We start from the raw sequence: 205 nt of genomic DNA on the forward strand, positions 1-205 counted from the left end.
TCACCGACCTCGTCGGCACCCCGACCGAACTGCTGGACGAACAGGGCGACATCGCCTGGCACACCCGAAGCACCCTCTGGGGCACAACGGCCTGGTCGACAAACAGCACCACCTACACCCCCCTACGCTTCCCAGGCCAGTACTACGACCCCGAAACCGGCCTCCACTACAACTACTTCCGCCACTACGACCCCGAAACAGCCCG

At 64.4% G+C, this 205-nt stretch carries 1 protein-coding gene; it reads left to right on the forward strand.

Annotation, left to right across the window (positions count from 1 at the left end; all coding sequences use genetic code 11):
* A partial coding sequence (locus tag IH25_RS38365; RefSeq protein ID WP_037656594.1) for an RHS repeat-associated core domain-containing protein occupies positions 1–205 on the forward strand: 205 nt, incomplete at both ends.

The sequence above is a fragment of the Streptomyces achromogenes subsp. achromogenes genome (genome assembly GCF_000720835.1).
GTDB classification, from domain to species: domain Bacteria; phylum Actinomycetota; class Actinomycetes; order Streptomycetales; family Streptomycetaceae; genus Streptomyces; species Streptomyces achromogenes.